We start from the raw sequence: 22,504 nt of genomic DNA on the forward strand, positions 1-22,504 counted from the left end.
GTTTTGGATGAATAGCATTCTGATTGTTGATGATACGGCGTTTACGAGACATGTGCTGCGCAGCATATTTGAGTCGCTAGGACTGCATGTCGTTGCGGAAGCTGCTTCGGGAGAGGAGGCTGTGAGAAATTACTGCTTGTACAAACCATCACTTGTCACGATGGATATCACCATGCCCGGCATGAACGGTTTGACTGCTTCACGCAAAATCATGGAGTTGGACAAGGATGCCAAGATCATTATTTGCTCAGCAGTGTCTAGGCACGATACCGTCATCAAGGCGATTCAGGCAGGTGCGCGGGATTTCATAGCGAAGCCACTGCAGCTGGAGCGAATCGAATGGGCTGTCCAAAAAGTGCTGGGAACAGGGTTAGATGTTCGAGGTGGAGATAGACAGGTGAAACAAATAGCTGAGGTGTTAGTATGAAAGTTTTGATCACAGGTGGTTATGGGTTCATCGGTTCTTTTGTCGCGGAGAGATTTAATAAGGAAGGCTATAAAGTATTCATCCTCGACAATCTTAGTTCAGGCAATCAGAGGAACGTCACATTTCCGCATAAGGCATACGAGCTGGATGTAGCGAATAAAAAATGCGATGAAGTATTTAAAAGCAACAAGTTCGATGTCGTCGTACATTTAGCGGCCCAAGTGAGTGTTGCTGCATCCATGGAAGACCCCCTGCTGGATTCGAATACGAACATTCTTGGCCTCATGAATATGCTGAGGCTATCGAGCAAATATGGCGTGTCCAAATTTATTTTTGCGTCATCAGCCGCTGTTTACGGCATGAATGAAAATACTCCTTTACATGAAGATTCAGTGTGTGATCCGGTATCTGTTTATGGAATAAACAAGCACATCGGCGAAATGTATTGCCTCAAATGGGCGGAAATGTATGGCTTGCGAACGGTTGTCTTTCGCTTGGCGAATGTGTATGGGCCCAGACAAAGCGCAGTCGGGGAAGGCGGCGTCATCTCTACTTTTTTAACCCAGATCAACCATGGAAAAGAAATAGTTTTGCACGGGGACGGCAGTCAAACGAGAGATTTTATTTATGTAGAGGATGTAGCTGACGCCATTTTCCGTTCCGTTACCACGGATGATACCGGGGTGATGAATTTGTCTACCAATCAGGAAAGCAGCATTAATGAGCTTATTGACATTCTTGGGGCGAACCAGCAGCTCCAGGGAATAGTGCGAAGGGAAAAACGCCCAGGAGATGTAGACAAGTCGGTTTTGGACAATACGCGGGCAAAGAGAAGACTAGACTGGATCCCGATGTATTCATTGCCAGAGGGGCTGGAAAAAACGGCGCAGTGGTATCAAGAGACCCTCGCAGAGAAAGAACAAGAGCAGGAGAGCGAAACGAAGAAAACGATCAATTGGCTCCGTTCATGGGATGCAAGGCCGTACATTGAGAATATTATCGCTTTTCTTGTGGTGGTTTTCGCTACAGTTGGAACGGTTAACAGTGGTGTTTTTGATCTCAAGCTGATTTACATCGTGTTGATAGGCGCGATTTACGGAACGAAGCAATCACTCTTGTCTGTCATCCTGGCCTGTGCACTTTACATCGGAGAAAGCCTGCATAACGGGCGCGATGTCGTATCGCTCTTATATGACGCCAATGCTCTGTTTCATATCGCTGTCTATTTTATTATCGGGATTGCTGTGGGTTATTCGATCGATAAACGCAACAGGGACATACTGTCTAAGGAACTGCAAAAGCAAGCGCTGGAAGACAAGTATGACTTTTTAAAAGACATTTACAACGATGTCCTGATGGTCAAGCAAGAATTGCAGCAGCAAATCGTGAATTCGGAAGACAGCTTCGGAAAAATCTACAACATCACCAAGGAGCTGGACAGCCTCGAGCCGGAACGCGTATTGCAGAAATCGGTCAAGGTGCTGGAAAGAATCATGAAGTCCGATGAGATCGCAATTTATACGATGAATCAAAATGGATCTTTCTTGCGATTGATGGCTAAATCAAATAAAGCGGGCTTTGATCTGCCACGCTCGTTGAAAATGAGTGAGCATACTTATCTTACTGAACTAATGATAATAAAGAAGATCATCGTGAATAAAGAACTGCGTCACGACATGCCTCTTATGGCAGCTCCCATTTTTGACAATGGCAAAATGGTGGCGGTCATTACACTGCAACAACTTGGATTCGAAAATTTTACGATGTACACCCAAAACCTTTTCCAGGTCGCCGTTCAATTAATCTCTTCCGCGTTGTCGCGTTCACTTCGTTTCTTAAACTCCACACAAAAGGATCGCTACCTAGAAGGCACCTCCATCCTGATTCCAGCTTATTTTTCGGCTATGTTGAAGAATAAAAGGGACGCCAAGCAACAGTTGAACACGGATTTTACACTCTTGGCAGTGGACGCTGCGCAAATGGATCATCATACGCTCTCTACCTTTATCGCGAGCTCTCTGCGCGAAGCGGATTATATGGGAATGGACGAAGCAGGAGATGTCTATATCATTCTCTCCAATTCAAACGAGCAAGAAGCCAATATCGTGATTGATCGGCTTGGTAGACTCGGCATTGCAGCGAGAATTGTACAGGAAAAAGACCAGAATCGCTTCTCCCTGAAGGATGGCGCCTATGCTTAATCTAGTCCTCCTCCATGTCTTGGTGACTGTTAGTTACAGTTGGATGCAAAGCCGCGGCAAAAACAAGCAGGTGCTTATTATGCGAATGCTTGTTGCTGGCTTTCTTCCTGTTTTTGGCCTCCTGTTATTGGGGATTACCGATGTGTACAAGCGAACGTCGAAAAAGAATGTGAATGAGCTAATGCTGGAGAGTGATTTGCTTAAACTAGCCGAGGGATCGAATATTTTCCGAAGAGCGGACATGGAAAAGGAAATGAACATCGTTCCAGTTGAGGACATTTTGTTTTTGAATGACACCAGCACGCGCCGAAAGATGCTGATCGATGTCCTGAAAGAGCAGACCATTTGGCAGATCGGCACATTGGAGACAGCCCTGCAAAACGAGGATTCGGAAACGGTTCACTACGCGGCAGCCGCTTTAACGGAAATGCGGCGCAACCTTCAGCTCCAACTGCAGGATTTATCAGTGAAATACGAGGAGAACAAGCAGGATCTTGAGGTTTTACGCGCCTACGCAGACGTTTTGAAGAAGTACTTGGACAGTTCACTGATTGATCAACGCACCTATGTGAAATACAGCTATACGTATTCCTTTGTGCTGGAGTCTTTATTGGACATTTATCAGGACCAAGAAAGCTATTTTGTGGACAAGATCAATTGTGAGTTAGTGAACCAGTCCTATGAAAAAGCCGCACAGTACTGTCAATTGTTTCATGAGTATCATCCAGAAAGCGAACAGCCATATGTCATGTCGCTAAAGCGCTTTTTTACGATCAGAGACCATGCAGGGTTTGCGGCAGAAATGAATCGATTAAAAGGCTCGTCGGTTAAAATCTCTCACGCTACGCTGATGATGATTCGCTACTGGAACACCCTGGAAGCGGATGAACAAGACAGTACTTGGAAGGAAGTCGCTGCTGCACAGGAAACAGGTACGAATTCGAAAGAGATGAGCGATACAAAATGAGAATGACAAGGAACAGAAGAAAGAAAAGAGACGTGGAAAATGACCGAGAATGGAGCCAGCCGAGGTCCAACGACATTCCTGTGAAAAAAAACATCTACATCATTCTGATCTTTGTGGCGATTCTGGGGATCACCATAGAAGCTACCCGATCACAGTTCATCCTCCAGGTGAGTAGTAATAAATCGGGAGGCTCGGGAGTGCAGACTGACGAGCCGAAGCAAAACGCAATCAGCCAGGAGGAAATCGCCAAGCTTGCAAAGGAGCGGTTCCTCATTCTGCATGATTCCAAGGATGAGAGCAGTATGGCAATCGCGAGGAATGTGGAGCAAATGCTGCGGTATATGAAAAAGGAGTACGATCTCGCAGACGTTAAGCAGTTCTCGAAGCCCGATTCCCAATACATGACGGTCATTGTCACCATAGAAAATCTGGGCTTGCTAGCCGATCTGGATGCGATTTTGCAATATGCGCACAATGGGGGAAATGTGTTCCTTTCACGTACGCCTGAATACAACGACAGCTTATATCGCATTTACCGAAAGCTAGGGATCAATTCCATCGATCTCCCCATCGTGACAAACGGCATTCAGATGACATCCAATCTCTTGATCCAAGGAGAAGATGCAAAAATCGGGGCAGAGTCCATTGTTAATTCCTCGATTCCTGTAGAGCTGGATAGGAAAGCGAAAGTACATGCAGTTTCTGCCGACAATATGCCACTGCTATGGGAGGCCCAGCATGGACAGGGAAAGTTTCTGGTCTATAACGGGACGAATATGCAATCTGCAATGAACAGAGGACTGATTGCTGGTGGCATCAGTTTACTGAATCAAGATTTCATGTACCCCATTTTCAATATGAAAATCACGTATATTGACGACTTTCCTGCTCCCTTTCGCCAGGGAATCGAGCCGAGTATTTACCGCGAGTACCGCAAAGATATTCCCAGCTTCTTTCGGGATGTGTGGTGGCCCGACATGATCAAGCTTGCTGCTGATTACGATGTGACCTACACGGGAGCGATTATCAAAACCTACAATAACCGAGTTGCCGCCCCCTTCACAGATGAGGAAGGAACGGATTCGAACAATCTGATTACGTACGGCAGGGATTTGGTGAAATTGGGTGGCGAATTGGGCATCCACGGATATAATCATCAATCGCTGGTTACTGATGAAGCGACAGCGAGCCATTACGAGTATAAGGCTTGGCCTGATGAAGAAAGCATGGCCGAGTCACTTTCGTACCTGAACGATTATATCAAGAAGGTCTTCTCGTCATATGACGTACAGGTGTATGTCCCGCCTTCCAACGTGTTGGGAGCCGAAGGGCGTCGAGCGCTAAAAACGTCCTTCCCTGATCTGAGAGTCATTGCCTCCTTATATGCGGAATCAGACAGCACGCACGAATACATCCAGGAGTTTTCCGTGGCCGAAGATGGCATTGTAGAGCTGCCGCGTATTACCTCGGGATACAGTCGCACAGACATTCATGATTGGTACATAGCGAATGCGATCACATCCATCGGTGTCTTTTCTCATTTTGTTCATCCAGACGATGTGTTGGACAAGGAACGAAGCAATAACAAGTCGTGGCCGGAATTGGTAAATGACTTTCAACGTATGATGGAAGAGCTTTACCAGCACTATCCATGGCTGCGCAGCCAGACTGCTTCCGAAGCTGCAACAAGCCTTGAGAGCTATTTGCAGACGGATGTGTATATCGCGCATACGGATAAAAAAGTGACAGGATACATGAACAACTTCTCCGACGAAATGTATTACATCTTGCGGACAAACAAAAAAATGACGAGCTTAGTAAATTGTACGGTAGAAAAAATAGAGGAAGGCGCCTATCTCGTACATGCAACGGGTGCAAAATTTGAAATAGGACTGGAAGAGTAAGCGATGAAAATTTGTCTGATTGCCGAAGGATCTTACCCTTTTATTACTGGGGGCGTCTCTAGTTGGATTCATTCCTTAATCGCTAGCATGCCAGAGCATGAGTTTATCATTTATGCCATTGGTGCAGAAGAGAAAAACAGGGGGAAGTACGTCTACCAGCTCCCCGCGAATGTGGTGGAAATCAAAGAGGTATTTCTGGATGCCTATCTCAAAGAAGAGGCTGCACTGGGCAAGCGTCTGGGGCTAACTGATGATGAGCAGCAAGCATTGCTTTCGTTGCTGGATGGAAGTAAGGGCGACTGGCATGCTCTTTTTTCCGTGTTGTCGGGGAGTAAGGTGCCAGCCGTAGCCGAGTTACTTACAAGTAAGGACTTCTTCGAGGTAATCCAGCGGCTTTGCGAGCAAAAATACCCGCAAATTCCCTTTACCGAAATGATCTGGATGATTCGCTCGATGGTGTTGCCGCTATGTCTGGTCATTCAAAACGGCATGCCGCAAGCGGATTTGTATCACAGTGTTTGTACGGGATATGGCGGTGTAGCAGGGAGTCTCGGGAAGTATCTGCATAAAAAGCCGTTTTTGCTGACGGAGCACGGAATCTACACCCGCGAGCGGGAAGAAGAAATTATCAAGGCAAACTGGATTAAGGGTCACTTTAAAGATATTTGGATCGATTATTTTCATAACCTTTCTGCATGTGCCTATTCCTACGCGGATGAGGTAATCACGTTGTTTGAGCGAAACAAGGAAATTCAGATTGAGCTAGGCTGTGATCCTTCCAAAGTATCAGTGATCCCAAACGGTGTAAAAGTGAGCGACTATGCAGACATCGTGGAGGAAAAAAAGAACGAGGCAATAACGATTGGCGCTGTCGTCCGCGTGGTACCCATCAAGGATATTAAAACAATGCTGCACAGCTTCGGGCTCGTCAAGGAACAAGTGCCACACGCACGCTTTGTCATCATGGGCCCGACGGATGAAGATGGGGAGTACTACACAGAATGCCTGCAATTGGTCGAAAGTCTGCAGCTGGAGGATGTTACGTTTACGGGTGCGGTCAATGTGAAAGAGTATCTCGGAAAAATGGACATGCTTGTTTTGACCAGCATCAGTGAAGGACAACCGCTCGTTATTTTGGAAGGAATGGCATGCAGAAAGCCCTTCGTCACAACGGACGTGGGAAGCTGTCGGGAATTGTTATACGGCAATGGTGACAACTATGGCAACGCAGGGATAACGGTACCCGTCATGCATTTTACTCAAATTGCCCAAGCGATCATTACGTTATGCCAAAACGAGCCCATGAGACGGCGCATGGGCAGATGTGGCTTCCAAAGAGTATCGGCTATTTACACACATGAGAATTTCTTGGCGGGATATCGCAATATGTATCGGAAATACGAGGTGTAAGAAACATGGCGGGCATTGGCTTTGAACTGAAGAAAATGTTTCGAAATAAAGGGTATTTGTCCAGTGTGAAGGCGTATGCATTTTCTTCACTGGTCACAGTCGGACCGATGCTGATTTGTATGGTAATGATTACGGTGCTACAGCAAATCCTTCTTCAATTGAATGTCAGCTATTTGGAAAGGATGTCTTTTTTAGCTGCTGTCGTTTATGCATTCGTGTTTTCAATGTTAATTACCTGCGGCTTTTCCATGGTCATTTCTCGCTATATTGCAGACAAAATTTACTTGCGTGAGTATAACGACATCATTGCGTCTTTGTATGGAGTTATCGCTGTTTGTCTGGGTTTGGGGGGAATTCTCGGCGGTGCATTTTACTGGCTCGCGCCTCTGCCGTCTGGCTTTAAGCTCGTAGCCTACCTTCTTTTTGTGGAACTGATCGTCGTATGGCTACAATCCGCCTACTTGTCTGCATTAAAGGATTATATGCGCATCATTCGTGGGTATTTGGCTGCTGTTGCCGTTACGCTTCTGGCTGCGTTTCTGCTGTTGAATCTGACTGAGCTGGAAAAAGGAATCGCGATGCTGATTTCTTTGGATCTCGGCTTTTTTACGATGATTGTCTTATCTATGCTTCATCTGGAGAGTTTTTTCCCGAAGCAGGCAAGGAATTATTTTGATTTCCTGAAGTACGTGAAAAAGTACCCAAGTCTGCTTGGTGTGGGTCTTTTTTGTTCTCTTGGTTTTTATGTGCACCATTTTATTTACTGGCTGGGGAGCCCGTTGCAGGAGGTAGTGGCGGATACTTACGTGATTGCGCCTTTTTACGACGTGCCAGCGTTCTACGCTTCCTTGAGCATATTGCCTACCATGGTCATGTTTGTGGTATCTGTGGAGACTGCTTTTTACGAGAAGTATCGAGCGTATTACGGAACGATATTGGGCACAGGCTCGGTGCAGGATATCAAGCGGGCGAAAACAGACATGGTTCAAACGTTGATGCAGGAGCTCAGCTTCATGATGGAGGTGCAGCTGTTCTTTTCCTTCGTTGCACTGGCTCTAGGCATTACGCTGCTTCCGCATATCGGTTTTACGTCCGATCAAATGGAGCGGTACAACATCTTGGTCATCGCGGGGTATTTGTACGCTGTTATGTTTGTGATCGTGCTGATGTTGCTCTATTTTGACGATCGGAAGGGAGCGCTTACGGTTACAACCTTATTTCTCGTCAGTACCGTTGTCATCACCATAGCGATGTTGCCCCTTCATAACTACGGTTTTTCATTTTTTATTGCTTCGTTTCTTGCACTGGTAGCCGGTCTCGGCAGGTTGATCTATTACTTGAAAAATATCGATTATTACACCTACTGCCTACAGCCGCTCTTTGTCAAAGGAAAGCGAATGGAATAGATGGTTACGTATAGATTGGGGAGGACTTAGGTTGAAGAAAAAACGATTCATACTGAGCCTACTCGTAGCATTAGGAGTTGTATCGACTGGTTGTACACAGGATGCGCCTGAACAGCCAGTGTCAGACAACCCGCCAGCAACGAGTCAGGTGGCGTCAACTCAGCAGATGAACGAGGATCTGATTGAGAATAGAAGCGTATACGATCAGGATGTTGATGGGAGCATCGTCCATTTATATGTGACGGTAGTCAACGAAGAAAATTCGAAATTGAAAACGACCACCTTTACGGAACTCAATCTAGCTCCTAGCGGACGGAATGAAAAGGGAGAAGATCTCCAGGCCAAAGTCATTATGCAGGAAGGGACGGCGGAGGGGCCAACCCAGGGGTACTTTGGTTTTAGCGAGACGAGAGCGAACGGAACGATTGAGCTGCGGGGGGAATCGAGCAGAAGAGCGGAACAAAAATCGTACAAAATCCGTTTGTTCGACAGCGCCGGATACTGGCGGGATCAGCGCAATATCAACTTAAGCAAGCACAAGTCTGACATGACGCGTGTTCGACAAAAGCTTAGCTTTGATTATTTTGAGCAAATGCCCAATATGACCAGTTTGCGGACGCAGTTCGTTCAAGTGAAAATCAAGGATTTGACTAAAAAAAATCCGGATCGAGACTTTGTTGATTACGGTTTGTTCACTCAAATTGAACAGCCGAACAAAACATTTTTGCAGGCGCACGGATTGGACCGAAACGGAAATTTATACAAGGCAATTGATTTCGAGTTCCACCGTTACGAGGAACAACTCAAGCTGGCAACAGATCCTACCTACGATAAGAAAGCCTTTGATAAAATTTTGGAGATCAAAGGCAGCGAGAACCATGAAAAGCTCATTTCTATGCTGGACGATCTTCACAATCCTGCGATCAATACGCAAGACTTTTTGGACAAGCATTTTGATCGGGAGAACTACTATACATGGCTGGCATCCAACCTGTTGATGGGGAATCACGACACGGCAGTTCATAATTTTTACTTATACAGCCCTAGCAACTCCAACAAGTGGTATTTCCTACCTTGGGACTACGACGCATCGTGGGGATTTTTTGAAGAAGAGCTCAAGCGAAGCCCAGAAAAAGGGCTAGGACAATGGCAGTTTGGCATTTCCGACTACTGGGTGTCGAATTTGCATCGCCGCATCTTTAAAGATCCCGAAAACATCAAAACGCTTAACGAAAAGGTTGAGGAAATCAGCAAGATCATTACGAAGGAGCAAACGGAAAAATACTTGAAGAGCTATTATCCGATTGTGAGTAAATATGTGCTGCAACAACCTGATTTATATAACTTACCGTTGGATGTCTCCTATTTTCACAATGAGCAAGCACTTCTATCTGGTGAACCGGAGCGTAACAAAAAGAGGTACTATGAACGCCAAGAGAATCCGATGCCCTTTTTTATGGGGGAGCCAAGAAAAGAAGGAGATAAGCTCATTTTTGCCTGGGACCATTCCTATGATCTGCAAGGTGACGATCTGAATTACGACTTTGCCGTCAGTTACGATCCTGCGTTTACGAAGATACACGCGCAGGCCAAGGGGCTGACAGGGGTTCAATACACCATAAACGATCCGGGTAAAGGTCGCTTTTTCTGGCGCGTGATTGTTCGGGACAGCAAAGGGAACACACAGACGGCATTTGACAGGGTAGAGTCCGAGGATGCGCTTTATCATGGGGTGAAGGAGTTCGTATTGAAATGAAAGGAATACAGAGCACGGGCATCCAGCTCGGCAACAAGCGATTGCGGCATGAGTTGAAGTATTATCTTCGGCTGAGTCATTACGAGCCGCTGCGGCAGAAATTGCGTCTGATCGCGACTCCTGACCCTTATTCTGTGAGTGAGGAAGGATATCATATTCGTAGCCTGTACTTTGACGACTTTCACGACACAGCTCTCTATGAAAAAAACTACGGGGTTTTTCAAAGAAAAAAGTATCGCATTCGCATCTACAACAAAAGTGATGCAGTCATCAAAATGGAGCGAAAGAGCAAGTTCGGTGGATACATTTGCAAAGAATCAGCGTCGATTACACGAGATGAGTATGAACTGATTTTGGCAGGTGATGTTGAGTTTCTGCGAGAGACAGAAAGTGCTGTGCTACGAGATTTTTATTTATCGTGCAAAAATCATCTGTTTCGGCCTCGCGTCATTACGGATTATGTCCGAGAGGCGTATTTGGTGAGAGAAGGGAATGTCAGAATTACGTTTGATAAGTATTTGAAGGCAAACGTCAATTCACTCGATATTTTTGACGAAAACATCATGATGGTCAGAGCTATTCATCAGCCCATGATGATCATGGAAGTGAAGTACGATCAATTCCTGCCGTTTCATATTAGACATTTGCTACAAAACCTGAGTAATAAGCGATCGGCTATCTCCAAATATGTCATTTGCAGAGAGGAGACCAAAAAATACTATAATCTTTAGTGTGAGGAGAAGTCGGGAAACTATGGATACTACCAATACGATTAATTTTCAAGATATCATCAAAAAAAGTGTCTTAAAAATAGATCAATTCGCCAGCATCTCGATCATTGATACCATCATAGGGCTTGTGCTGTCGGGATTGATAGGTTTGTTCATCTACTATATTTACAAAAAAACGTTTCGCGGTGTCGTCTATACACATACCTTTAACATCACGCTGGTGGCAATGGCGATGCTTACTTGCCTGATTATCATGACGATTAGCACCAATATCGTGCTCTCTCTCGGGATGGTTGGCGCGTTGAGCATCGTGCGGTTCCGTACTGCCATCAAAGACCCGTTGGATATTGTTTTCATGTTTTGGTCGATCTCGGTAGGTATTGCGACGGGAGCGGGTGTGTACCCGGTTTCCGTCCTTGGATCGCTGGTGGTGGCGGTTGTCATTGTTGTATTATCCAAGCGGCAAATGAAAGATGTTGCCTATCTGCTCATTATCAACTATCACGATCAAGCCAATGACGGGGTTAAATATCAGTTGAACAAACTGAAATACGCCTTGAAGTCAAAGACTGTACACAAAGAGATGGTGGAATTGATCGTGGAAGTCAAAATCAAAGGAGATAATACGGCATTTGTTCAAGATATTTCAGAGGTAGAAGGTGTGAAGAACGTATCATTGGTAAGCTACGATGGCGATTATGCACCATAATGATTAGAAGAAAAAATCCCTTTCTGACTCCTTTACAGGTGGTCAGGAAGGGATTTTTTGGATGGATCAGTCTCGTACTTGGACCGTACCCAACGTATATCTTCCGTCCGAGCGTTTGCCTTCCATGGCAAATTGAATGCCCGGCTCTTCTGTATGGGGATCGAGGATCGCTACACAGAGGGTGTATGTTCCTTCAGGAAGATTATCCGGAATTTCCAAGCTTTGCTTGACGGTTTTCTTGCCGGGAAGCCATTTGCGGATGTCTTCATACGTGTTGGTCTTGGTTACGATCTCACCGTTTTCATCCGCGAGTGACAGCTCGAGAATCCACGGGAAGTAAAATGGAGCGACACCGCGGTTTTGCCAATCCATCGTCACAGCGAGGCTGTCTCCGGGCTCGACTGCTTTGGCATGTGTCTCTTTGGTGATGGAGAAGCGGTAGCCAATCGTGTTTAAAAAGCGGTCCAAATATTCTTGTTGATCGCTGTCTTTTTCGAAACGTGCGGGTGTATTCGGGCCAAGCCAGCTAATATGCGAAGCTTTGGCTTGTGAGATTACCTGGTTAATCGAGGAGCGAGTAAAGTAGCTTGGCAAGGAGTCGGATGGAGAGAATTCTCCGCCGCTTGGCGCATACTTCCAAAAGTCGGGCATGGCAGGCATTTTTTCTTTGGTGAGCCAGGAGACGTAGCCCTTCTGTATCCAGGACAGGTAGCTGTTTGTATCTTCTTTGTTGCCAAACATGTCGTTAAACAGCCCCAGTTTGTACTCCTTGGCAACTGGGTGTGGTCTGCGCATCAGTAGCATGGAATCAGGGAAATTATCTAGATACGGTTGTACGTACTGATCCGTGATTTCTGTTGCAGGGAAAGGAATAGAAGTATCTGTGTGCCATTCTCCCCAGTGACCGACGCTTCCTAGCTGTATGAAAGCAATGCGGGGATCGTCCTTGTAGCGCTCTCCCAGAGCGTCAATCAATTCCTTGTGGTACTTGATAATCAATGGATTACTGTAGTTGGGACTGTAGCCTTTGCCATAGTCGTTTCGATACCACTCGCCATCATCAAAATGGTCATTGTCCCCGCCGATCTCGTTGTATAGCCAATCCGGTATCTCCATGTCCGATTTTTTATCAGGAAGATCCATAACGATGCGGAGGATGAACTTGACGTCTTTTTCTGTCCATTCTTCAAACCGGATTGCGTCTTCGACCTCATCAAAAGCATAATCTCCTTTGGTTGGTTCAAGCATCCTCCAGGTTAGGTTGGCATAGACGAGGGTGTGTTCTTGCTCATTATTACTCGTCCGTGAATCGGGAGCCAGTCCCATATAAGGGTTTTGTAGTACGTCTTGGGATTGCTTTGGCGAATAAGTCGCCGTTCCATAACTGGAGGCGGCGGCAGAGGAAGGTAGAATGCAAAAAGCAGCGAGAAGTACGCTGTATAGACCACTTCGGATCTTCATGAGTGCCCCCTAGATCTAGTGAGAGAGTTTCATTACTTTTGTTCTGTCTCCTGTTTCCATATGTGATACCACTTGGTGATATGTTCGTTTACAGCAGAGCCGAGTTCAATCTCCCATCGAGAGGTCAAGAGTTGATACTGCTCTTCTACAGCCGCATGATCGTCCAAGGAAGCGTACAACTGCATCAGGAACATGTAGCTGTCCTCTTCAAGCGGGTGCAAATGCTGAATGCGTTGATTGACGTTGATCGCCTGTTGGACTCTGCCGTGTCCCAAATAGAAGCTGCTCATTGTTTTGGCGAGCTGCAGCCACATCCTGCGGAGTCTTTCTCGCTCGTACTCTGCCCACAAATAGTCGTAGTCTCCGAAATAATCGCCCGTATACGTCGCGAGCACTTGCTCATACTCTTGCATATTGGCAAGAGAGAGGGGGGGTAACTGTTTGAGACGATTTTCCCATTCTTCCACATCGATCGCAGCTGAATCGATCGTCAACCTATAGCCGCCTTCTAAATTGCCTTTGTTGATCGATATCGTTTGGAGACCATAGCGTTTCAAGGTTTGCCGGATGAGGTAAATCGTCGTATATAGTTGGGTCACGCCTTTGCTTCCATCATAGTCCGGCCACAAAAGCTCGATAATCGAATCCTTGTCGATCATCTTGTTGCGGTGATGCAACAAATACGCAAACAGCTCGCGGGCTTTATTCGTACGCCACTTGATCTCCTGTGGCTCCTGATTCGACTGGTGAAACAAAATACTATTGAAGCATTGGATGGAAACGACTGATTCTTCTTTAACAGGCTCGACTTCTTGCGCGGACTTGATTCTCTCACGAAGACGGTCCATTGTTTTTTGCAAGCGTTGAAGCTGTACGGGCTTCATGATGTAATCCAGCGCGCACAGCTCAAAAGCATCAACGGCGTACTTATCGTACCCTGTGACAAAAACGATCTCTGGGGAGTTATCGATTCCTTGCAGACGTTCTCCGATCTCCAGTCCACTGATGCGCGGCATATTAATATCTAAAAATACGACATCTGGTTGAAGGGATATTGCTTGGTCGATCGCTTCGAGAGGATTGGTGTAGGCTCCGACTACCTTAACGCCGCCAACATCTTTTTCTAGCAATCGTTGCAGATGCATCAAGGGTAGTTGCTCGTCGTCTACCAATAAGGCTCTCATCCACTGTCTCTCCTTCAAAAATCGATAAAATACAACAGATTGTCTTACGAATCTGATTTATCCATACTCTCTACTCTATCATCAAAAGAGAGGTTATCCAAACGTTTACAGTGGAGGGAAATGTGAATTTTTAACAAGTGATGGAGGTCAGAACACGCTCTAGCTCGTCAAATGATACAAACCGGGCTTGCCGAAATACTTCCTTTCCGTCCATAAACAGCAGGATCGCCGGAGCAGTAAATACGAGAAACTCACCGGAAATGTTGGGTATTCTCTCCATAGATACCACGATGCTTTTCACTTGTGGATACTGTTTCAGCAGTTCTATCGTTCTTGCGTAGGTGACATCGCAAACACCGCAGTTTGCCGTTTTTATAAACAACAGACTAGTCGGATGACGTTCAATCTCTGCAAGTAGTTCAGTCAGTTCGAGATACTCCTGCACGGTTCGGTACTCCCACCTTTCGTCGCCGTATTTTTCTACTAGAATAGCACAAAAAAATGTTTGCCTCATGAAACGACAACGGATGTAATCTCCAAGACAATGAAAGCGCTTTTCCAAAAAACACACAAAAATATTGGATATTTTTGCAACAAATTTCCTTAATATACAGTCTGTAATGGTGAAATTTTCCTCAAAAAGCAGGAAGGAGGACATATGGTGTTATCTTGGTATGTCATCATTCCCATTCTTTTCGTAATGGCAGTCGCTATGTATACCGACCTACGCCGCCGTCTCATTTACGACTGGCTGACGCTTCCGGGAATTGTATATTTTCTCGTTCTGCATGCATACCTTCATCCAGAGAAATGGCTGACTTATGCGATGGGAGTTATTGTGCTGGGAGGAATTTCGTTACTGATGGCGGTGATCAGCAACGGCCAAATGGGCGGAGGAGATATTAAGCTGCTCGCTCTGGTTGGCGCAGCGGTTGGATGGCAAGCGGGGTTGGTCGTGCTCATGCTTACGTATTTGCTTGCGGGAGTCAGCGTGCTTCCCATGTGGGCCATCGCCAAAATGACAGGCAGGATAAAGCTGGGGCGAGAAATCCCGTTGGCTCCATTTGTTGCGGGTGGGACCAGTCTCATGCTGGTCATAATCATGTATTCCTAGTGCTTTTCTTATAAGTTGATTGATTCGCAATCTTGGCAATAAAACGACAAAGTATGAACATGAATGGATTTTTCGAAAAAGAGAGGGAATCTTCTGATGTTGGAATCAAAACGTAGGGCAATTATTTTCCTTGTACTATCGTTCCTACTTGCTGCACTTGCGGGCTTTCTATTTCTGCAAAAAATCAAGGATTTGAATGCGCAACTGGGCGAAATGGTGGAAATATACGAAGCAAATGCAGATATTCCATCTCGGGCACTAATTCAACCTGACCAATTGACGGTAAGGGAAATCCCAAAAAAGTACGCGGATGATTCATACGTCATCGATAAAGCTAGTTTGAAAAATCAGGTCACGATCGTTCCCTTGTCAAAGGGAGACATCATTACCAAAAACATCATGAAGCCAGCCAATGTTGTACGGGACCAGAACAACAGGCTCGTAACGGTGTTTTCATCAACCAATGTCGTCTTCGACCAGGAGCTGGAGGCGTTAGACCGGGTGGACATCATCATCTCGCATGAGGTGAACGGGAAGCCGGTGACGGAAGTGTTCATGAAAGACGTGCCAGTCGCCATGGTGGCCAAATCGGAGAACAGCTTCAAGGGGGTAGCTCTTGAGCTGCCGTTCGAGGAAGCGCCGAAATTCATTCACCAGCAGCATTATGCCCAGATGGTTCGCATTTTGAAAGCGAATGTGGGCAAAGGAGACTTGGGTATTCCCGATCCGTTTGTGGAGCCCAATCCGGAACAGACAAAACCGCCTGGCAAATCTGCTGAAGCGAAGCCTGCGACACCGCCTTCAGCAGGGCAGCCAGCAGTACAGACACCACCGACAGTTCCGGCCCAGCCTCCAACGAAACCAACTTCGGTACCACCGCAGCCAACTAATCAACCACCGAAAACCGGAGGGTAAGTCATGAACAAAGATATGAAAATTCTCGTCGTTGCGGATTACGACTCTGTAAAAGACCTGCTGAGGGACATTCTGACCCCGTATGAGCAAGTACGCTATACGACTTCCAGCGAAGTGAAAAAAGAAATTGACCGGATTGGACCCGATGTCGTTTTGCTTGTGCAGCCGGAAGATGGAGCAGGAGTAGAGCTGGTGCAGTACATACAAGGCGAGCTTCCAGAGGGCATACTCATTTATCTCACGGAAAGACAGGACTTTGTCTTGCTGCGAGATGTCGTCCGCGCGGGCGCGGTGGAATACATCGTGATGCCTGATGAGCTCAACCTGTTATCCGATCGTCTGGACAAAATATCAGATTTATCCCAGATCAAACAGAGAAAAAAGGGCACGGATGCATCCAGCAAAGCTTTCGTGCGAGGTCGGGGAAAGGTGTACTCCTTTTACAGTGGAAAAGGGGGAAGCGGACGAACACAGCTGGCAACGGGCTTTGCGCAAGCATTGAAGCTGGAATCTACGGCCAGTGTGCTGCTCATTGATCTCAATCTCCAATACGGTGGAATCGAAACCTTCTTGTCCTTTGACAACAACCGTACATTGGGCGATCTCATGCCGGTTATGGACGAGATCAACGAATTTCATATTCGCAATGTGGCTCAGAGGGAGAACCATTCCAAGCTGGAGGTGCTGGTCAGCCCGCGAGATGCCGAGACGGCGGAGAATATATCCGAGGCATTTGTCACCAGGTTGATCCGCGCTAGCCGCCGCAGTTATGACTTTGTGATTATCGACCTGCCAACGCATATGAACGAGCTTACCTTTGCCGCTTTGTCAGAGTCGGACATGATTTATTACGTGATGAATCTAGACACACCGTCCGTTCAAATTTACCAACTCGTTGAAGACTTGTTCAGACGTCTGCGCATTGATACCGCAGGCAGGCTAGAAGTGGTCGTCAACCAGATAGGAAGGGATAACGAACTGAATGTGTCTGATTTGAAAGGGTTATTCACCGCACCGATTACCGCTGAAATCAGCAGAGATCATCAAGGAGTGCAAGCGGCTGTCAATCAAGGCCGACCGTTGCAAAAGGAAGCGAATGAGAAGAAGCTCTCCCCTGCTGCGAAAGACATCCGAAAATGGGTACTCAAGAAACTGTCATAAAGAGCAAGTTCAAAAAGGTGGGAGTTAGATGGCTTTATTCCGACGAAAGCAAGAGCAGACAGCGCCAGGGGATGAGGCAAAGCAGACGACACTCGCTGCCACATTAGCAGCTCCTTCCTTCAATCCGTACATCGACGAGCTGGCTGAGCACTACAAGACCCGACTCTTGCGGGAGACCAATCTGGAGAGACTGACCAGCCTTCGTTCAGATGAGATGCGCCTCGCAATCGAACGTCTCGTCTCCCAATACATGTCGGAAGAAAAAGTAGTCATTCCGCGAAATGAAAAGGATATCCTGCTGACTCGTCTGATCAATGAATCGGTAGGGCTTGGCCCACTTGAACCGCTGCTCGCCGATCCAGAAATCACGGAGATCTCGATTAACGGACACAACCTGGTATACGTCGAGAAACGAGGAAGGCTGGAATTAACCGATTTAAAATTTCGCGACGAGGAACACTTGCGGCATATCGTGGACAGGATTGTGGCACCGCTTGGACGACGAATCGATGAAAGCTCACCAATGGTCGACGCCCGCCTGAAGGATGGAAGCCGCGTGAATGCCGTCATCCCTCCGATCAGTCTCAATGGCACACTCGTTTCGATCCGTAAATTTCGCAAAGAGCCTTTCTTGATGGATGATCTGATGCAATTTGGTTCTTTCAATGAAGCGATGTCTCAGTTCATTCAAGCCGTGGTGGAAGCCAAAATGAACGTGCTGATCTCCGGTGGTACCGGTAGTGGTAAGACGACGCTGCTGAATGCGACAGCAAAAGCCATTCCGCACTATGAACGTGTCATAACCATTGAGGATTCGGCCGAGTTGAAGCTGACTCACCCCAACTGTATTGGGATGGAGGCCCGCCCGCCCAATATGGAGGGAAAAGGGGAAGTCACGATCCGTCAGCTCGTTCGAAACTCCCTGCGGATGAGGCCAGACCGCATCATCGTCGGGGAGGTACGGGGTCCAGAGGCATTCGACATGCTGCAAGCCATGAATACTGGACATGAAGGATCGCTTACCACCGTCCATGCCAACTCACCACAGGATGCCTTCAACCGTTTGGAAGGGATGGTCGTCATGGCCGGGATGGATTTGCCCTCCACGATTGTCCGTGAATATATCGTCAGTGCGCTGGATATCATCGTCCAGGTCACGCGCCTGTCAGACGGAACACGTAAACTCGTTTCGATTTCGGAAGTAGCGAAAACGGAAGACAAACGGGTGGAGGTCAACGAGATTTTTCGTTTCCAGCGGAAGGGGATCGGCGCGAAAGGGGAAGTCCTTGGCTACTTTACGGCAACCGGGGTAATCCCACGGTGCTTGGAGAGGCTCCAAGTTTTTGGAATCAATCTGGATGAATCCATTTTCAGGGAGGAAGGAGGGAAGCAGCGTGACCATGCCTATTCTGTTTAGTCTCGCGGTGTTATTTGGCATCTGGGGCATCTACGAGTATCTCGGCTATCGGGCCAAGAAGACCGAATGGAAAAAGAAAGCGGAAGAATGGTTCGAGGTGAAGGGAAAACGAAAAAGCGTCGTCATCGTTTGGGGAGACAAATTTGACCAGACGCCGTATGCCAAAGAAATCCAAAAAAAGCTGATCAAAGCGAACTTCCCGCTTGCTCCCTCAGAGTTTTACGGAATTTTGATCGTAGGTACTATGGGGCTCGCCTTCTTGCTCAGTAACGTCGTGAATATTTCTTTTCCTTTTAACATTATTATCGGTGCAGTGGTGATGTATCTCATACAAAACGTGCTGTTCTTTGTCCGACGCAACAAGTACCAGGAGCGATTGAATGAACAGCTGTCTGAAGTGTGTCGCCTTTTGGCAAACTCGCTGCGTGCAGGTCTTACGCTCTCGCAGGGGATCTCACTGGTAGCCAAGGAGATGAACTATCCCGCGGGTGATGAGTTTAGCCGGATGGCGCGTGAGCTGCAGCTAGGCGTCAGTTTTGACCGGGCGCTCTCTGACATGGAAAAGCGAATACCGACGCGAGAATTCCGTATCTTTACTGCTACCCTGCTGATTCAACGGCGTGCAGGGGGGAATTTGAGCCAGGTGCTGCAAGAAATGGCGGAGACATTGGAGGATCGCCGCATCGTGAATCAGGAAATCAAGACGATGACGGCGGAACAGCGATACGTCTCTATCTTGGTGCCGATCATGCCAATTGCCCTGGTGCTGATGATGAACATGATGAACAAAGGCTTCATTGATCCGTTGTTTTCCGGATTTGGTCTTTTTCTTCTGGGGTTGTTTGTAATCGGAACTCTCCTGTCCTATATCCTCGTAAAGAAAGTGACCAACATAAAGGTGTGAAAACATGGATGCTCTCATAATTACATGCGTGTTCTTGTTTCTATTGCTGTTTGCGATCTGTCTGAAGGAGTGGTATCGCTACTCCATCGAGAAGCAAAAACTGCTCGCACATGTCCATGAGATGAGCGGGAACAAAAACTACGGCGTGCGCAAGCAGGAAACCTCTTCCGAGCGCCTGGTCAAACGATTGCTTCGGTATGGAGACGACTATGCTGTCATGGGGCAGCGCATCAACTTTTTCAGTGAGTCGCATGAGGTTGAGGATTGGTTGCTAAGGGCTGGGCGGCCGCTAGATTTGACCGTCGCCCAATTCCAAGGGGTAAAAATTTTCATGGCTCTGCTCGGCATTATTGCTGGCACGCTGTTTTTCATTCTCCGCTTTCCCTTATCGCATCTAGGTTTGATCGCATGGCCGTTGATTGGCTACTTTTTGCCCATCCTTCTGTTGAAGAAAAAAGCGCGCGATCGTCAACATCAGCTTCGCTATGACCTGCCAGAATTTCTCGACACCGTAAGCGTGACTCTTCAGGCGGGGGTGAGTCTTGATCAGGCTTTGCGCGAAGTTATCAAGTTTTTTGATGGGCCGATTCGGGAAGAGTTTTCCCGATTCAATCAAGAGCTGGATCTCGGTGTACAGAGGGAAAAGGCGTATGAACAATTGCTGCGACGCAACGACAATCCGGAGTTTCAAATGCTGATCAAAGCGCTCATTCAGGGGATGCGCCTGGGGGTGCCGATTGCCGTCACGTTCAAAGCGCAGGCGGAAAACATGCGGAGAATCCGCAAAGAGCTGATCAAGGAAAAGGCGGCCAAGGCGTCGCCAAAAGTAACCCTGATCACCACGTTTGTCGTGACTCCTACAGCGATTATCCTGATTGGCGGTTTGATGGTATTGAATATTTTGGAGAACTTCAGTTTGTTCTCCGACATCATGCCATGAACCATGGCCTCACTTTTAGGAGGTGATGCCCGTCAGCGAGATGGGAGTGCACAGTTCTTTATTTATTCATCATCCAAATAATGAGGGGAGTAGATTTTTCATGAAAAGCATGATGCTGAAATGGTATGCAAAAGGTCAAGGAGCTCTGGGAAATGAAAAAGGAGCGCAAGCAATTGAGTGGATCGCATTGGCGGGTGTGGTGATCGCTGTGTTTGGAGCGGTGATTACTTACTTCAATGGTAACCCGGCACTTGTTGGCGAATCGATTGGGGATACGCTTAGCAATATCATCAAAAAATTAGACGGAAATTAATCAACAATTGAATGCTTTTTTGGTGATGAGCATATGGAAAAGAGGTGGTGAAGGAGTGTTTCTTCACCACCTGAACCATACATAGCAAGTCGAAATCAAGCAGGAGGTAGCACTTTGATGAGACTCGTGAAGGGAATAATTGCAGTGATCCTCCTGTTGAGCCTGTTAACGGCGTGTTCGCAGGAGGCCGATAATCAGCCGGATGCACCTCAGAACACAGAGGGGCAAAATCCTTCTGTTCCACCAAGCACGGAAACACCGCCTACGCAAAGCCAACCGCCAGACCAAACAGGAGAGCCAAATGCCGAGATGACGCGAGAAGAGAAAGTAAAAGCGTTGGAGGCAATGACACAGGAAGGAATGCCGCTAAAGCGGGAAACGACAGAGGACTTCGTCAATTCGCCGCCAGGACGTTTTTCTGGGGTTTCGTATGACAACAACAGGGAAGAAGTATTGCCTGAACTTAAAAAGTTCCCTACTGTTGAAAACCCAGACGAAGAAATGATTAACCAATACTATCTTGCCTTGTTGGGGCTGTTTGCCCAGAGCTATCCCGATCCGCAACAGATCATGGATGAATTGAAAATGGCCTCATTTGGGAATCCGGATATCGAAGATCCGCGGTTCAAGTTCAAGGAAAGCTACAATGTGGAGATTATTCTGGATGCGAGTGGCAGCATGGCGGCAAAATCGAACGGCAAGACGAGGATGGATGCTGCCAAAGAAGCGATTCAAGCCTTTGCTGAATCTTTGCCGGAACAGGCGAATGTCGCACTGCGTGTATACGGGCACAAGGGTAGCGGCAAAGAGTCGGATAAAGGACTATCTTGCAGCAGCAGTGAGCTGGTGTACGGGATGCAGACTTACAACAAAGAAAAGCTGCAGCAATCTTTAAATCAGTTCCAACCTACCGGATACACTCCGATTGCTTACTCTTTGCAGGAAGCGAAAAAGGATTTAAGCAAATTGCCTGGAGATAAGAACACCAATATGATCTTCCTCGTCAGTGACGGAATCGAAACGTGCGATGGTGACCCTGCCGAAGCTGCCAAACAGCTGGCCCAATCCGAGATTAGGCCGATTATTAACGTGATTGGATTTGGTGTAGACGGTCCGGGGCAGCAGCAGTTGAAAGAAGTCGCAAAGGTAGCGGGAGGCCGCTATGTTCTGATTCAAGATCAGAAGGAGCTACAGGAAGAATTCAATCGTGGGAAAGAAATCGCGAACAAGTGGAAAGAGTGGAAAGCCAATGCATCCTATCAAGCCGTATCCACTCGTAGTTCTCGATCGATCGACATTAGTCACTTTGCTTTGAAATGGAGTCGTATCGCCAAACGGGAAAATCATGATCTAACATCTGCGATCATGACCATGGATGCAAACAACATGATTTCAGATGAGTTCGCCGATCATCTGCGGAAGTTGAACGATGAGCAACTGGAAATCGCGCAGAAAAAGGCAGAAGAACTGGAGCAATTCCTGGATACCTTGAACGAGAAGTCCTATAAGGAAGCCGTGGATGCGATCAACCAGAAGTTTGCTCAAAATACGAAAACGAACTAGTGACGAAATCTCCAAAAGGAG

At 47.0% G+C, this 22,504-nt stretch carries 20 protein-coding genes; 17 read left to right on the top strand and 3 right to left on the bottom strand.

The annotated features are described in order from the left end of the window. Positions 1 to 7 precede the first annotated feature (7 nt). From ACFVS2_RS29235 to ACFVS2_RS29275, 9 genes are read left to right on the top strand one after another with little or no spacing between them, the layout of a single operon-like run. Positions 8 to 427, top strand: a complete 420-nt coding sequence (locus ACFVS2_RS29235) for a response regulator (RefSeq protein ID WP_390239827.1) — start codon at positions 8 to 10, stop codon at positions 425 to 427. Next, positions 424 to 2,628 (top strand): NAD-dependent epimerase/dehydratase family protein, encoded by a 2,205-nt coding sequence (locus ACFVS2_RS29240; RefSeq protein WP_390239829.1) that lies wholly within the window; start codon positions 424 to 426, stop codon positions 2,626 to 2,628. The genes ACFVS2_RS29235 and ACFVS2_RS29240 overlap by 4 nt, the downstream gene beginning before the upstream one ends. After that, positions 2,621 to 3,595 (top strand): hypothetical protein, encoded by a 975-nt coding sequence (locus tag ACFVS2_RS29245; protein ID WP_173618396.1) that lies wholly within the window; start codon positions 2,621 to 2,623, stop codon positions 3,593 to 3,595. The genes ACFVS2_RS29240 and ACFVS2_RS29245 overlap by 8 nt, the downstream gene beginning before the upstream one ends. Beyond that, a complete protein-coding gene (locus ACFVS2_RS29250) occupies positions 3,592 to 5,499 on the top strand; it encodes a DUF2194 domain-containing protein (protein ID WP_390239831.1) in 1,908 nt (635 codons plus the stop codon). Before ACFVS2_RS29245 ends, ACFVS2_RS29250 begins: the two co-directional genes overlap by 4 nt. 3 nt (positions 5,500 to 5,502) lie before the next feature. Beyond that, complete coding sequence (gene pelF / locus ACFVS2_RS29255; protein ID WP_390239833.1) at positions 5,503 to 6,909, top strand: GT4 family glycosyltransferase PelF; 1,407 nt, start codon at positions 5,503 to 5,505, stop codon at positions 6,907 to 6,909. A 5-nt stretch (positions 6,910 to 6,914) separates the two neighbouring features. After that, complete coding sequence (pelG, locus tag ACFVS2_RS29260) at positions 6,915 to 8,315, top strand: exopolysaccharide Pel transporter PelG (protein WP_390239835.1); 1,401 nt, start codon at positions 6,915 to 6,917, stop codon at positions 8,313 to 8,315. A 31-nt stretch (positions 8,316 to 8,346) separates the two neighbouring features. After that, positions 8,347 to 10,071, top strand: coding sequence for a CotH kinase family protein (locus ACFVS2_RS29265; protein ID WP_390239837.1), 1,725 nt, complete (start codon positions 8,347 to 8,349; stop codon positions 10,069 to 10,071). Further along, positions 10,068 to 10,802, top strand: a complete 735-nt coding sequence (locus ACFVS2_RS29270; RefSeq protein ID WP_390239839.1) for a polyphosphate polymerase domain-containing protein — start codon at positions 10,068 to 10,070, stop codon at positions 10,800 to 10,802. Before ACFVS2_RS29265 ends, ACFVS2_RS29270 begins: the two co-directional genes overlap by 4 nt. 22 nt (positions 10,803 to 10,824) lie before the next feature. After that, complete coding sequence (locus tag ACFVS2_RS29275; RefSeq protein WP_390239841.1) at positions 10,825 to 11,511, top strand: DUF4956 domain-containing protein; 687 nt, start codon at positions 10,825 to 10,827, stop codon at positions 11,509 to 11,511. A gap of 66 nt (positions 11,512 to 11,577) precedes the next feature. Here ACFVS2_RS29275 and ACFVS2_RS29280 read toward each other — a convergent pair whose 3' ends face one another. The 3 genes from ACFVS2_RS29280 to ACFVS2_RS29290 form a co-directional block, all read right to left on the bottom strand. Next, entirely contained in the window at positions 11,578 to 12,972 is a 1,395-nt protein-coding gene (locus ACFVS2_RS29280; protein WP_390239843.1) for a DUF4832 domain-containing protein, read from the bottom strand. A gap of 32 nt (positions 12,973 to 13,004) precedes the next feature. Then, entirely contained in the window at positions 13,005 to 14,156 is a 1,152-nt protein-coding gene (locus tag ACFVS2_RS29285; protein ID WP_390239845.1) for a response regulator, read from the bottom strand. Positions 14,157 to 14,286: 130 nt separating this feature from the next. Next, the gene (locus tag ACFVS2_RS29290; protein ID WP_390239847.1) at positions 14,287 to 14,601 is read right to left on the bottom strand and encodes a thioredoxin family protein; all 315 of its coding nucleotides are present in this window, start codon (positions 14,599 to 14,601) and stop codon (positions 14,287 to 14,289) included. 213 nt (positions 14,602 to 14,814) lie between these two features. On the opposite strand from ACFVS2_RS29290, the gene ACFVS2_RS29295 reads away from it, so the two are divergent. The 8 genes from ACFVS2_RS29295 (at position 14,815) to ACFVS2_RS29330 (ending at position 22,483) form a co-directional block, all read left to right on the top strand. Then, a complete protein-coding gene (locus ACFVS2_RS29295; RefSeq protein WP_173618388.1) occupies positions 14,815 to 15,270 on the top strand; it encodes a prepilin peptidase in 456 nt (151 codons plus the stop codon). Between the two features lie 96 nt (positions 15,271 to 15,366). Further along, positions 15,367 to 16,185, top strand: coding sequence for a CpaB family protein (locus ACFVS2_RS29300; protein ID WP_390239849.1), 819 nt, complete (start codon positions 15,367 to 15,369; stop codon positions 16,183 to 16,185). 3 nt (positions 16,186 to 16,188) lie between these two features. Continuing rightward, positions 16,189 to 17,346 carry a CpaE/TadZ family protein gene (locus ACFVS2_RS29305; RefSeq protein ID WP_390239851.1) on the top strand — a complete coding sequence of 386 codons (1,158 nt, stop codon included), beginning with the start codon at positions 16,189 to 16,191 and terminating at the stop codon, positions 17,344 to 17,346. 28 nt (positions 17,347 to 17,374) lie between these two features. After that, positions 17,375 to 18,763 (top strand): TadA family conjugal transfer-associated ATPase, encoded by a 1,389-nt coding sequence (locus ACFVS2_RS29310; RefSeq protein WP_390239853.1) that lies wholly within the window; start codon positions 17,375 to 17,377, stop codon positions 18,761 to 18,763. After that, complete coding sequence (locus tag ACFVS2_RS29315) at positions 18,741 to 19,667, top strand: type II secretion system F family protein (protein ID WP_017249685.1); 927 nt, start codon at positions 18,741 to 18,743, stop codon at positions 19,665 to 19,667. Before ACFVS2_RS29310 ends, ACFVS2_RS29315 begins: the two co-directional genes overlap by 23 nt. A 4-nt stretch (positions 19,668 to 19,671) precedes the next feature. Next, positions 19,672 to 20,607 carry a type II secretion system F family protein gene (locus ACFVS2_RS29320; RefSeq protein ID WP_390239855.1) on the top strand — a complete coding sequence of 312 codons (936 nt, stop codon included), beginning with the start codon at positions 19,672 to 19,674 and terminating at the stop codon, positions 20,605 to 20,607. A 100-nt stretch (positions 20,608 to 20,707) separates the two neighbouring features. After that, positions 20,708 to 20,920, top strand: a complete 213-nt coding sequence (locus ACFVS2_RS29325) for a hypothetical protein (RefSeq protein ID WP_007717266.1) — start codon at positions 20,708 to 20,710, stop codon at positions 20,918 to 20,920. 117 nt (positions 20,921 to 21,037) lie between these two features. Then, on the top strand, positions 21,038 to 22,483 hold the full coding sequence (locus ACFVS2_RS29330; RefSeq protein WP_390239857.1) for a vWA domain-containing protein: 1,446 nt from the start codon (positions 21,038 to 21,040) through the stop codon (positions 22,481 to 22,483). The last annotated feature ends 21 nt before the right edge of the window (positions 22,484 to 22,504 follow it).

Source organism: Brevibacillus sp. NPDC058079, from assembly GCF_042885155.1.
In the GTDB taxonomy this organism is placed as follows: domain Bacteria; phylum Bacillota; class Bacilli; order Brevibacillales; family Brevibacillaceae; genus Brevibacillus.